Below are 12,559 nucleotides of genomic sequence, written 5' to 3'. Positions count from 1 at the left end.
CGCGGCGGCGGAGATCTATTCCCCGGCCGCCAGGGCCATGATCGTCTTCTTGGCGCGCTGGATCGAGGCCGGGCTCATGCTGAGTTCGGTCAACCCCATCTTCACGAACGTCGCAATGAGATCGGGCCGGCCGGCCGCTTCGCCGCACATGCCGACCATGATGCCAGCGGCAACGCCGGCTTTTGCCGTCATTTCGATCGCCGACATGACGGCCGGGTTGGTGACGTCGTTGAGCTTCGACACCGTCGGATTGAGCCGGTCGGCGGCCATGATATACTGGGTCAGGTCGTTGGTGCCGATCGAGAAGAACGCCACCTCTTTTGCCAAAGCCGGGGCGATCAGCACGGCGGCCGGGGTTTCGATCATCACCCCGAGGTCGAACGGGGCATGCGGGACGCCTTCGGCTTTCAGCTCGGCGGCGCATTCCGCGACCAGCACGCGCGTCTGCCTGACCTCGCCGATGTCGGCCACCATCGGCAGCATCACCTTGACGTTGCCGTGCACGGCCGCCCGCAGCAGCGCCCTGAGCTGGCGCTTGAAGATGTCGGGCCGGTCGAGGCACATGCGAATGCCGCGCCAGCCGAGAAAGGGGTTTTCCTCGTCGGGGAATTCGATGCCGGCGATTGGCTTGTCGCCACCGATGTCGAGCGTGCGCACGATCACCGGGTACGGCGCAAATGCCTTGGCCAGCGCCGCATAGGTTTCGGCCTGCATGTCTTCCGAGGGAAGGTGCATATGGCGCATGAACAGAAGCTCGGTGCGGAACAGGCCGACGCCCATCGCACCAGCCTCCTGTGCTGCCTCGATTTCCTCCAGCGAGCCGATATTGGCGGCAACTTCGATCACGGTGCCGTCGGCGAGCTTCGGCGTCACGCTCTTGAAGACAGTCAGCCCGGCGCGCTCCTTTGCCGCCGCTTCGACACGACCGGCGAACTCGGCGCGAGTCGCCGAATCGGGGTCGATGATCACGCGGCCGCTGTTGCCATCGAGCGCCACTTCGCGTGCCGTGCGCAGAGCATTGATCTGGTCGCCGAGGCCGAGCACCGCCGGAATGCCGTGCGAGCGTGCGATGATGGCGATGTGCGAGGTGGCGCCGCCATGGCCGCACACCACCCCGCCAATGCGCTTCAGCGGCGCGCGCGCCAGGTCCCAGGCGCCGATGTCGTCGGCGATGAGGACAGCGCCTTCGGGGATGGTTTCAAGGCTGACGTCGTCCTGCCCAAGCAACACCAGGCAGATCTGCCGCCCGACCGCATGGACGTCGTCCGCCCGCGCGTTGAGATAGTGATCGTCGATCGCGCTGAAATCGGCCGCGATGGTGGAGGCAGCGGTGATGACGGCCGAAACCGCGTCGTTGCCACCGTTGATCAGGCCCTCGGCCTCCCCGGTCAGGCTGTCGTCGGCGGCGATGTCCCTGAGCGCGGCGATGATGCCGCGGTCTCCGGCCGACAGACTGTCCTGCGCCAACGCCCTGTCCATGCGCGCCTGGACGGCGCTGACGGCGGCGCGGAACCTGTCGATCTCGCCGGCGATCTCCTCCGCCTGCAACATCCGGCCTTGTCCGGCCATATCAGGCGGGAAATGCGCAAAGGCCGGCCCGATGGCGACGCCCTCGCTTGCGGCGACACCACGCAAGCCGTTTGCTCCACCAGATGCCGCGGGTTCGGGCGCCGGCGCAGCCGCCCCGTCTTGCCCGGCATCATTCGCCGGGCTCTGCGTCTCGGCTTCATCATCGAGGCCGGCCTTTGGATTTTCGAGATAGCCGATCAGCGCCTCGATGGCCTCGATGGCGTCGGCGCCGTTCGCCCGCACGGTGACTTCCTGGTTTTCCTTGACGGCCAGCAGCATCAGCTTGACCGAACTCTTGGCGCTGACCGCCTTGCCGTCCTTGACCAGTTCGACATCGGATTCGAAGCCCTTGGCGAGCTTGACGAATCGCGTCGCGGGGCGGGCGTGCAGACCTTCATGCACTCTGACGATGGTCGAGCGTTCCATGGCAAATACTCTGGTTTTGAGCGCCGCTCCCAACATAGGCCGCGGCGCGAATGCTGTCAGGCGGCGATGGTTATGATCGCGCCGGTCTTGAGCGCAGCCACGAGCGCTTGCGCATCGACTTGCGAGGCGCAGATCTCGCCCGGCCTCTCGGCCTCGTTGGCGCCGTTGAACGAGATGACGACATGGCCCATTTCCAGCACCTTGCTCCAGGCACTGGACCCGACCGCGGTTATGGTCGCGGCAACGGGACCAAGCGTGATCGACGCGCCCTTCTGAGGCGCGCCGTCGCTGGGTCCGTGCTCCGTCTTGTGGAGCACGGAAACCTCGGCAAGTTCCGGCGGCGAGCCATCGGCAAACAGGATGACCACGCCCCCTTCGGCAAGGTCCGCCACTTCGGGTCCGATGGCAGTGACCCGTGTTCTCAACAGAACCGTCATGTGGCGAACCTCATTTGCTATTTTCCTGAGAGCGGTTCAGCGTTTCACGGAAACGGCGAACCGCTCTATCTCTTTGTTTCGACGCAATTCCGGATGGAAAACCGTTTCACACTTTTCCTGGAATTGCTTCAGAACACGATCAGGCTGACGATCCAGGCGATCAGCACCGACACAGGGCCCATGATCTGGCGGCTGATGAGCACCGCCGGAACACCGATCTCGATCGTCTTCGGCTTGGCCTCACCGAGCGCCAGTCCGACAGGAACGAAGTCGCAGCCCACCTGAGTATTGTAGGCAAACAGTGCCGGCAGTGCCATTGCCGGCGAAATCGTGCCGTTGGCGATCTGCGGACCGATGATGGCCACGCCGATGACCTGCGCAATGACGGCGCCTGGCCCGAGGATGGGCGACAGGAACGGCAGGCCGCAGATCGCCGAGATGATCAGCAGGCCGACGATGTTGTTGGCCAGTGGACCCATCGGCTGCGCCAGCACGTCACCGATGCCGGTGTACAGGATCAGACCAATGAGCATGGTCACGAAGGCCATGAACGGCAGCACGTTGCGCACGACCTGGTCGATCGTGCGGCGGCCGGCATTGAAGAAGATGCCGACGACACGGCCCATGACGCGGCCGATCGAGCTGATCAGGCCGATCACACCGCCTTCGCTTGGCAGCGCCTGCGGCGCCGCAGGTGCGTTGCTGCTTGAACTCATCGATGCTGCTCCCCCGGCAGTGGTGACCGCTTCGGATCCGTCCGCCATTGTGATGTTGGCCGGCTTCACGCCCGAAACGTAGATGTCCTCGGTGATGAACTGGGCAAGCGGCCCAGACTGGCCGACCGGCGTCAGATTGACGGTCGGGATGCGCTTGCGCGGATAGACGCCGCATCGTGCGGTGCCACCGCAGTCGACGACGACAACCGCCATCTCGCTTTCGATCGGCGGCGCCTTGAAGCCGTCGACGGCCTCGGCGCCGGTCATGTCGGCAATGAGCTGCGCCACCGGGTGAATGCCGCCACCGGTGACGGAAACAACCTTGCTGCGCTGTTCGGTCGGTTCGATCACGAGCGGACCGCCCCAACCGGTTTTGCCCCGGGAGATGTGTACGGCTTTGTATGTCTTGGCCATGATGTCCTCCCCGACCTTACAGCTCGACGCCTTGGCGGCGTGCCATGATGGCGGTGATGCGTTCGGTCAGCATGCCCTTGAGCAGGATGACGACGAGGCCGACGATGGCGTACCAGATCGCCACCTTGACGTGATAACCGGCGACGACGGCGCCCTTCTTTTCCAGCTCCAGCAGCGCCACGAGAATGCCGCCCCAGACGAAATATTCGCCGGGATTGATGTGCGGGAACAGGCCCAGCGGCGGGTGCACGTAGGACACGGCCGCGTCATAAAAGGCCGGCTTGTGCTTTTCTTCCAGGAACGATCCGAACGTATAGGCCATCGGATTCGTGAGGAAGAACACCGCCAGCAGCGGCAGCAGCGTATAGCGGGTCAGCGCGATCCGGCCGGCGCCGCGCGCCAGACCATGCACGCGCTCTTCGCCGACCAGTTCGGTGACGGCGTAGAAGGCTGTCATCAGCACGACCAGCGTCGGAATGATGCCGGTGACGAAGCCGGCGAAGACCTCGCCACCCTTCTGGAAGATACCGATGAAATATTTGCCGATGGCGGTCAGCCAGCCGAGTTGCTCTTCCTGCTGGACTTCCTTCAGCTTTTCCTTGAACTGATCGACGGTGATCGGTCCGCTGTCCGCCTGTGCGAGGACAACGAGATGGTCGGAAGCATGCTCGACCGCGAGCTTGCCATGCAATGCAGCATCCGAGACCATGGCACCTGCGACATGCAGATTGTGCACGGCCATGTCGGCATGCTGCGCCAACAACGAAAATACAGACATTTCTCCTCCTTATGCCGCCCGCCGGTTGATCCCAGTCGGTGCGCGGCGTCCTCTAGGCCCTTGCTACGTTCAAACCGGACAGACCCGGCATCTTCCCCGGCTCCGACCGTGTTTTGTCGATCTGTTCGATCGCCCGCTTCACGGCCTCGGCCACACCGGGTTCCCCCTCCCCCATGACTGCAGGGTCGGACCGGAGTCGATCGAGGGGAACGCCCTCGAATTCTTCATGTCTTTTGAACTTGGTGAAGACAGAGCGTCCGCTCATCACCATCAGGCGGCGCACGACCAGATCAGGCGTCACCACGACGAGCGCGATGGTGCCCTTGGCCAATCGACCGCGAAAATTGCCGGCTCCGACGAAGCCGTCCTTGTATTGGTCGGTGACGCCCCTGAAGACATCCGAATAGTGCCGCATCTGCAGCCAGACGCCGAGCGACTGAAGCGCCCAAACAATAACCAGAAGAAGCAGTCCCCACTGCCAAATCGCCATTCGGTTCTCCTCCCGAAGCCTATGTTGAACCGCACCTTGGACCGACGCGTGGCAACAGCAAAGTGAGAACATTTGTTTCCGCGAATGTCAATATGTATGATATTGGTCTTGGCCACGGTCATCCACAGGCCGTCAACCGATTTCGGTGGCGGCGCCGTTGTGTTAGCCTGACCGGGAACAGGAAACGCGGAACATGGATCTCCCCTTTAGGGACGAACTGGCCTTGATGCCCGACCTTCGCCACCGGTTGCGGCAGTTGCGCTGGTTTCGCGCCACCTTCCGCGGCAGCGCCAAGGTGGTCTCGGACACATTCGGCGTGCGCTTTGAAATCGACGAAGCCAAGCTCACCAGGGCTTTTCTCGACTGGGTCGAGATCATGGAAGCGCAGAAACGCTTCGCCGCGATCGACCGCGCCGACTTCATCGTCTTTGCCGCCGGCCTCGTTTTGCGTGAGCTGATCAAGCAGGCGCCAGCCAGGGAGATCTCCGGCCTCACCCAGCTCATCGAGACGGATAAGAATGCCGGCACGCTGGAGATCATCCGCTTCTGGCCGGAAGGATTCCTCTACACCAACTACTGCGTCTCGGTGATTTCGGCGATCCACGAGCAGGAATTCGGCAGCGCGCCGAGCATCGACAAATGCGCCGACGACCTGCGCACATGGTGGTCCTATCGCGAGAACGTGACCGAGATGCCGGCCTATGCGGTGGCTTTCCTCGACCGCTTTCTCGGCGCCGAGCCGAACTGGATCACGCCCGATCGCGCCCAGTCCCGGCAAGCCATGCAAAGGGCGCTCGGATCCTCGCGTGCGAGCGATGCCCTCCGCCAGCTATGAACACGGCTTCGACGCGCACTATTGAACATTTGACTTTTTGCCGATAGCGATGTGCGAAATCGACTCGGGGGAGAAGCGCGTGGCGCGACCAAGGCCTATCATTTTCGATTGCGACGGCGTTCTTGTCGACAGCGAGCCTCTGGCCGCCCGGGCCTATGAACGCGTCTATGACAAGCATGGCATGCCTGGTGTCAACACCAGCATCATCGCCCAGTGCATCGGCATGAAGCAGGCCGATATCATCGCCAAGATCAGGGAATTGACCGGCCACCAGTTTCCAGCAGCATCAGACGGCGATATCTGGGCCGAGACCAAGATCCTATTTTCCCAGGAGTTGAAGCCGACACCCGGAATCACCGCATTTATGCAGACGCTTGCGGGCGACCGCTGCGTCGCCTCGTCATCTTCCGTCGAGCGCATAAACCACAGCCTGGCCGTCACCGGGCTGGCGCGATACTTCGGCGACGCGATCTACAGCTCCTCGATGGTCAGGAACGGCAAGCCGGCGCCGGACATCTTCCTGTTTGCCGCCGACAAGATGGGCGCCACCCCTGCCGACTGCATCGTCATCGAGGATTCACCCTTCGGCATCCAGGGCGCAGTTGCCGCCGGCATGACGGCTATCGGCTACACCGGCGGCGGCCATACATATGCCGGGCACGGCGCGCGGCTGACAGCGGCCGGTGCCGATTTCGTCTGCGCTGACTGGCATGACGTTAGCCGGCAATTGTCCAGGCTCGGTGTCCCCGCCTAGTTCATCAGCGAAGTCCAAAGCGAGCCGCTTCTTCGGGCGAAACCACAGTCCCGACACGGTAGGCGAAGGACGAGACCCTCGTCGCATCGGTGTCGACCTCGCACCGGAAGCTCAGGTGGTACCATCCTGTCGTTGTGCGGAATGCGACATCCGGGGCGTCAAGGACGTTGCCCGCCTTCAGCCGAACAAACGGCAACAAGACGGGAAGATAAGAGGCGTCCAGCAGTTGCTGTTGCAACACGCTGGCGCAAAGTTTGCCAGCACGCTGATCGCGAGGCACGCCGCTCATCGAGGTCGTGGCCAATGCATCGCCAGTAGCGCTCTGCGAGTTGAGCCTGCGAACACCCGGAAGGCTGGAATAGCCGCGTGATGCGGCAACGGCAGCGTCCTGAGAATTCGGCCGCCCGGCGCTCCCGCTTCGGGGCTTCGAGACCTTTGCAGGGCTGGGTTTCGGCGCGTTTTCGGGTCTGGCCTTGGGCGTCTCGGCCGACATGGGAAGCTCGATCTCACCGCCGGTGGCAGCCAACGGCGTTGGTGCCGCTTCTGTTTGCTTCTCAGCGTCTCGCGCTCCTGCCTCTTGTTTGTCCGCCTGCTGTTTGTCCAGTTCCTGGCTTGAAGTTGCCTGCTTCTCCTCTGCGGACTCGGCGTCCTTCGCTGCGGTTACCTGTTTCTCGGCGGCCTTAGTTGAATCTGGCGGCTGATCGGAATCTGCCGGCGCTGCAGGTTGGTTTTCTGCAGGCTTCGGCACGACAGGCGGCTTCGAATCGTCATCCTTGGCCGGCGAGGGCGAGTTGTCTTGAGCGCTGGCCCCATCCAGGGATTTCCGGGGGCCGCTATTCTTGTCGCCGAACTGAAAAACAGGCTTCAGAACCTCGATTGGCGGGGGCTTGCGCAGCTGCTTTTCCGTTGGTTGCGGCTTTTCGACATTCTGCTCGGGCGGTTTTTCAACCTTCGGTTCAGGTGGCTTTTCGGCTTTGGGTTCCTTTGGAGGCGGTGCAGGAGCAGGCTTCGGTTTTGGCTGATCGGGCGGAGGCACGAGCGCGACATTTACGGTTTGCTCCTGCTGCGGCTGTTGGGGAGGCTTCGGCAGGCTGTAGACCGCGAGCGCTACGATGAGCGCATGCAGGATCAGCGAGGCGGGCAAGCCCCACAGCAAATTCCGACGCCGTTCTCGTTCCTCGTCCTTCATCCTGACCGATGTGGAATGAAATAGCGGCGGCTTCAAGCATAGGCACTGGATTGACGCAATTTTAGCCGCAGGAGAGGATGGCAGGGGCCGCACCACCGAGGCGTTGGCGCGACTCGACGAGCACCTGTCCCGTCCCGACATTCGCGACAACTCGGTATCTACGACCTCGGTGGGACATCAAGACCTGTGATCAGCTAGCTTTGCCGCTGGCGCAGGATCCTGTCCAGAAACCATTCGTCCAGCCGCGTTTCGCCAAACCAGTTCAGCCGGTTGATGCTCACGAAGCCGGCATCGATGGCCCCGTTTTCGTCGCCCGGCTGGCTGGCATGATCACGGCCGCCCGGGACGGTGATGACGGTTCGCTCGCCATCGCGTTCCACGATCTCGGCCTTGCGGCCGATCTTGTCGCGGCCGATGCGTGGCTGCCGGAGTTCAGCAGGCAGCGAGGTCGGCAGGTTGATGCTCAGCCAGTGACCTTCCCTTGCCCAGTCCGCGCGCGATTGCCAAAGCGATGCGATCAGCGCACCCAGCCACTGGTCATCGGCATCGGCAAAATCCGGATTTTTCACGCGCGAGAAGCCGATGGCAGGCACGCCCCAGAAGGTCGCTTCACGGGCAATGCCGAGCGTCCCGGAATAGGCAAGGTCCTCGGCAACGTTGCGACCGTCATTGACCCCCGACAGCACCAGGTCCGGCTTTTGCCCATCGGCAAACAGCCACGTCATCGCACTCACCACACAATCGGCCGGAGTACCGGAACAGGAATACCAGCCAGGCCTGGTGCGGCGCATCGTCAACGGCTTGGCGATCGTCAGCGACGACCCGGCGGCGGTGCGTTTGCCATCGGGTGCGACCACCCAGACATCGTCGCTCAATCCGTTTGCGGCAGTGACAAGCCGGGCAAGCCCCGGCGCTTCGATGCCATCGTCGTTGCAGATCAGGATTCTCATCTTTTTCTTGCCTCCGGCACCGTGATGCGCTGGCCGGTGCGGCATTGTGCGCGCAGCGACGGGATGTGGCTTTGCAGGTCGCACAGAAGATCGGTCGCACAGGAATGACCGAGCGCTGCGGGGCGCCCAGCCTTCTCCCAAATGTCGACATTGCCCGACAGCGTTGGATGGGTGGGCATTCGCACCCAGTCGGCCCGACCGGCATTGTGCAGCAGATCGCCCGGGGAGCCTGATGGCAGATGCCCGGTGAGCAGCACCGGAAAACCGGCCTCTTCCGCGCGCGGCAGCAGCCGCGACGACGGTCCGGCCTCACCCATGCCGTCATCCGCCAGCAAAGGCAATGACGGCAATGGATCGGAATCGGCCCAGTCCGCTGCGCCTCGCAAGCGGCGAAGCAAGAAGTCTGAAACACCGGGCAACAAAGCTGCGGTAGCACCGATCTGCGCCTGGAGCGATGAACGCATCCCGGCGTGGATGGCAAACGGTCCCGGCAACGCCGCAATCAATTCCAGCGATCGGCCCGACAGCGGCGTCGGCAAAAGGCATCCGTCTGAATGTCTGTTCACCCACTCCGAAATTGCACGCGCGCGCGTCACCCCCGGCACCGGATCGGCACCGTAAGAAGCGTCGAGAACAAGCAGATCGCAGTGCGGGATCGTGTCCATCACGAACACGTTGCTGTCCGGCACCACATCGCCCGAATAGGCGACGTGGCACTCGCCGTCGTCGACGGCAAACCAGACACCGCCGACGACATGTCCCGACCGCCCCGTCCGGATCGTGAGATTGCCGCTCTTCAGCGTATCGCCGGGCTCAAAGAGTTCGATGCGATCGCTGGGAAAGGGAAACCGCTGCAGATCCCCGGGCTCGGCATAGCCGGCGAGTGTTGCCGGAGCCTCGTTGCGGGTCTCCGCCGTCATGAAAATCGGACCTGCATACCCTTGCGACAACAGCCAGCTCAATGCGCCGACATGATCCTCGTGAGCATGCGAGACAAACAGCGCGTCGATGTCGGCGACCGCACCGTCGAGAGCCGGATAGTACTCGGCGCCAGACGCGCCGACCTTGATGCCGACGTCGAGCAGGATGCGATCGTTTCCGCTGCTGACAGCGAGACTGGTGCGACCCTTTTCCCCAAAGCCGCCGAGCAGGTCGAGCATCATCACCATGCTTCCCCCGCCGCCGGGATGAGCCAGCCTGACCTTATCCGCAGCCGCGCCTGTGCGCCGCTCTCCAGCACCACCGGATCGGGCTGTTCGAAATGCAAGGTGAGATCCGCGCCGGCGGCAGGCGTAAATTCGATGCGCGCCGCGCCGCCTTGGTAGATCACCCGCTTGACGAGGCCGTCGAAGCCAGGACCATCCGGCGACACGTCGAGATCGGATGCCCGGCAGCAGATTTTTGCGCCGGCGCGCGGCCGTTCCCCCGCCCGGCAGCGGACGGCCAGCTCGGCGCCGAGCACCCGGACCTTGCAGAGACCGGCCTGCTCCGCGCTCAGCACGTCGGCGGGAAGCAGGATGCCTTGCGAAATGAAGGATGCAACCATTTCATTTGCCGGCTCATGATAGAGTTCGCGCGGCGTCGCCAGCTGGGTCAGCCGCCCGCCGTCCATCACGGCAATGCGGTCGGCGAGCGCCATCGCTTCGGCCTGATCATGGGTGATGTAGACGATGGTCGTACCCGTGCGTTTGTGAAAGGCGGCGAACTCATCCTCCATCGAGGCCCTGAGATGCACATCGAGATTGGCGAGCGGCTCGTCGAACAGGACAAGCGAGGGCGCGGCGACCAGGCAACGCGCCAGCGCCACGCGCTGGCGCTGGCCGCCTGAGAGATTGGCCGGCCTGCGGTCGCCCAATCCCTGCAGATTGACCAAAGCGAGCGCGTCTTCGACCTTTCGGCGCGCGACCGCCTTGTCCAGCTTCGCCACCTTCAGCGAATAGCCGATGTTCTCGGCAACCGTCATGTGCGGCCACAGCGCATAGTTCTGGAAGACGATGCCGACGCGCCGCTTCTCCGGCGCGACGCTACCTCCCTTGCCCGACACGAGATCACTGCCGATGCGAATCTCGCCGGATGTCACCTTCTCGAATCCAGCGACCAGCCGCAGCAACGTCGTCTTGCCACAACCGGAGGGCCCGAGGACCGCCAGGAACTCGCCGTCGCCGACATCGATCGACACATCCTTGACCGCGTCGAAGTCGGCAAAACTCTTGGTCACGTGGTCCAGGGTCAATCGCGCCATGGCAGCACTCCGCTGGGAAGATGAGGGGCAAGCAGATTGGTTACCAGCATCAGCACGAAGGTGACTGCCACGGTGATGACGGACATCGCTGCCGCGTAGTTGGAATCGCCGCCCTGCTCGAAGGAAAACATCACCACGCCGATCGTTTCCGACCCCGATGACCACAACAGCGCGGAAACGGTGAGCTCGCTGAGCGCCGTCATGAAGATCAGCAGGCCGCCGGCGATCGCCGCCGGTGCCACGAGCGGAAAGATGATCGTGCGCATGCGCGTGAACAGCCCGGCGCCTGCCACCTGGGCAGCTTCCTCCAGCGCCCTGTCGATCTGGTGATAGCCGCTGATGGTCGGCCGCAGCGCCAGCACCAGGAAGCGGGCGAGATAGGCATAAAGAATGATCCAGACGGTGTTGTAGAGCTGGATGCCGGTCAGCGGAATCGGCCGCAGGAACAGCAGCAGCGAGGCGATCGCCAGCACCACGCCGGGCAAGGCGTAGGGCAGTTCGACCGACAGGTTGAGCAGCCGCACCCAGCGCTGCTTGCCCCAGGCAATGAGGTAGCCGATCGGCACGGCGACCAGGACCGCGAAGACCGCGGCCGCGATCGATAGCCAGAAACTGTTGAAGAAGGCGCGGCTGGCCGCATCATGCTCGAACAGCACGAAGCGATAATTGTCGAGCGTTGCCGTCCTGGCATTGAGTGCAATGCCGTAGCCCGGCACCAGCGACGTCAGCACCAGCCCGAACAGCGGCAGGAACAGCACAGCCACGATCAACAGCCACATGCCGGCCTGGACGACAGGCCGCCAGCGGCCGAGCTCGTAGGGTTCGGCCGCCAGCGAGGTGGAACTGATGCGATAGTCGCGGCGGCGGCTCATGATCTCCTGGACGAGAATACCCGCCATGGCGATGACGCCGATCAGCACCGACAGGAACGCGGTTTCGCCGAGCACCGCCGGACCGCCGCCGGCCAGCCGCTGGTAGATCAGCGTCGGCAGCACGAGATAGTTGGCGGGGATGCCGAGAAAGGCGGGAATGCCGAAATTGCCGACACAGGACACGAAAGCGAGTGCCGCGGCTGCCATGATCGACGGCGTCATCAGCGGCAGCACGATGGTGACCAGCACGGTGAACCAGTCGGCGCCGCCGGCCCGCGCCGCCTCGACCAGCTCGCGCGGCAGCTTGCGCAGGCCGGCGCGTACCAGCAGGAAGACCAGCGGGCCGTACTGCACGCCGAGCAGCAGGATGATGCCCGAGGTGGAATAGAGCGGGTTTTTGGTGCCGAGCGGGGGTGCTGCGCCGAACAGCTTGAGGAACGGACTTGCCGGGCCGAACAGTTGCAGCCAGGCCAGCGCCGTCACCTGTGGCGCGATCATCAGCGGCATGACATAGCAAAGCACGAGGGCGCTGCGGCCACGAATGTCGGTCAGCGCGACGAGGACAGCCACCAGCGTACCCGACAGCACCGCAAGCAACGTGCCGCCGATGCCGACGACCAGCGTGTGCCAGGTCGCGATCCAGGTTGCCGGGTTTCTCAATCCGGCCTCTATCGCCACGCTGGACAAGGTGCCGCCGGGTGCGACGATCTCCTTGATGAGACGCAGCATCGGCAACACGGAAAGCAGGACGATGACCACGGCCACCGCCGTCGTCAGGGCCATTCCCTGGCCCCGACTTTCCCTGATCCTTGGTGACATGATTGCTTTCCCTTGGGATCGATCGCCGACGCGGTCGGGTTCGCCCGAAGCGGTCCGGTATGCCGTCG

The 12,559-nt window shown here is 63.6% G+C and carries 12 protein-coding genes; 2 read left to right on the top strand and 10 right to left on the bottom strand.

Annotation, left to right across the window (positions count from 1 at the left end):
* Positions 1-15: 15 nt before the first annotated feature.
* From ptsP to AC1D10_RS05880, 5 genes are all read right to left on the bottom strand, one after another.
* Entirely contained in the window at positions 16-1,995 is a 1,980-nt protein-coding gene (ptsP, locus tag AC1D10_RS05900; protein ID WP_477269535.1) for a phosphoenolpyruvate--protein phosphotransferase, read from the bottom strand.
* 56 nt (positions 1,996-2,051) lie between these two features.
* The gene (locus AC1D10_RS05895) at positions 2,052-2,432 is read right to left on the bottom strand and encodes a PTS glucitol/sorbitol transporter subunit IIA (protein WP_477269533.1); all 381 of its coding nucleotides are present in this window, start codon (positions 2,430-2,432) and stop codon (positions 2,052-2,054) included.
* Positions 2,433-2,560: 128 nt separating this feature from the next.
* Entirely contained in the window at positions 2,561-3,562 is a 1,002-nt protein-coding gene (srlE, locus tag AC1D10_RS05890) for a PTS glucitol/sorbitol transporter subunit IIB (RefSeq protein WP_477269531.1), read from the bottom strand.
* 16 nt (positions 3,563-3,578) lie between these two features.
* Positions 3,579-4,340 carry a PTS glucitol/sorbitol transporter subunit IIC gene (srlA, locus tag AC1D10_RS05885; RefSeq protein ID WP_013892733.1) on the bottom strand — a complete coding sequence of 254 codons (762 nt, stop codon included), beginning with the start codon at positions 4,338-4,340 and terminating at the stop codon, positions 3,579-3,581.
* 52 nt (positions 4,341-4,392) lie between these two features.
* Positions 4,393-4,830 (bottom strand): transcriptional regulator GutM, encoded by a 438-nt coding sequence (locus AC1D10_RS05880; protein ID WP_477269529.1) that lies wholly within the window; start codon positions 4,828-4,830, stop codon positions 4,393-4,395.
* A gap of 193 nt (positions 4,831-5,023) precedes the next feature.
* Between AC1D10_RS05880 and AC1D10_RS05875 the strand changes: the two genes are divergently transcribed.
* Together AC1D10_RS05875 and AC1D10_RS05870 are read left to right on the top strand one after the other, a co-directional pair.
* On the top strand, positions 5,024-5,665 hold the full coding sequence (locus AC1D10_RS05875; RefSeq protein WP_477269527.1) for a hypothetical protein: 642 nt from the start codon (positions 5,024-5,026) through the stop codon (positions 5,663-5,665).
* A 79-nt stretch (positions 5,666-5,744) separates the two neighbouring features.
* Positions 5,745-6,419 (top strand): HAD family hydrolase, encoded by a 675-nt coding sequence (locus tag AC1D10_RS05870; protein ID WP_477269525.1) that lies wholly within the window; start codon positions 5,745-5,747, stop codon positions 6,417-6,419.
* 4 nt (positions 6,420-6,423) lie between these two features.
* Here AC1D10_RS05870 and AC1D10_RS05865 read toward each other — a convergent pair whose 3' ends face one another.
* The 5 genes from AC1D10_RS05865 to AC1D10_RS05845 form a co-directional block, all read right to left on the bottom strand.
* Positions 6,424-7,608 (bottom strand): DUF930 domain-containing protein, encoded by a 1,185-nt coding sequence (locus tag AC1D10_RS05865; protein ID WP_477269862.1) that lies wholly within the window; start codon positions 7,606-7,608, stop codon positions 6,424-6,426.
* Positions 7,609-7,802: 194 nt separating this feature from the next.
* A complete protein-coding gene (locus AC1D10_RS05860) occupies positions 7,803-8,558 on the bottom strand; it encodes a 5'/3'-nucleotidase SurE (protein ID WP_477269523.1) in 756 nt (251 codons plus the stop codon).
* On the bottom strand, positions 8,555-9,721 hold the full coding sequence (locus AC1D10_RS05855) for an MBL fold metallo-hydrolase (RefSeq protein WP_477269521.1): 1,167 nt from the start codon (positions 9,719-9,721) through the stop codon (positions 8,555-8,557). The genes AC1D10_RS05860 and AC1D10_RS05855 overlap by 4 nt, the downstream gene beginning before the upstream one ends.
* Positions 9,721-10,800 carry an ABC transporter ATP-binding protein gene (locus tag AC1D10_RS05850; RefSeq protein WP_477269519.1) on the bottom strand — a complete coding sequence of 360 codons (1,080 nt, stop codon included), beginning with the start codon at positions 10,798-10,800 and terminating at the stop codon, positions 9,721-9,723. Before AC1D10_RS05850 ends, AC1D10_RS05855 begins: the two co-directional genes overlap by 1 nt.
* Positions 10,788-12,491 (bottom strand): ABC transporter permease, encoded by a 1,704-nt coding sequence (locus tag AC1D10_RS05845; protein ID WP_477269517.1) that lies wholly within the window; start codon positions 12,489-12,491, stop codon positions 10,788-10,790. Before AC1D10_RS05845 ends, AC1D10_RS05850 begins: the two co-directional genes overlap by 13 nt.
* Positions 12,492-12,559: the final 68 nt, after the last annotated feature.

This window comes from Mesorhizobium sp. P2_A8 (assembly GCF_056404935.1).
The sequence above is the reverse complement of the archived record's forward strand: the minus strand, read 5'-3'. Positions and strand labels throughout refer to the sequence as shown.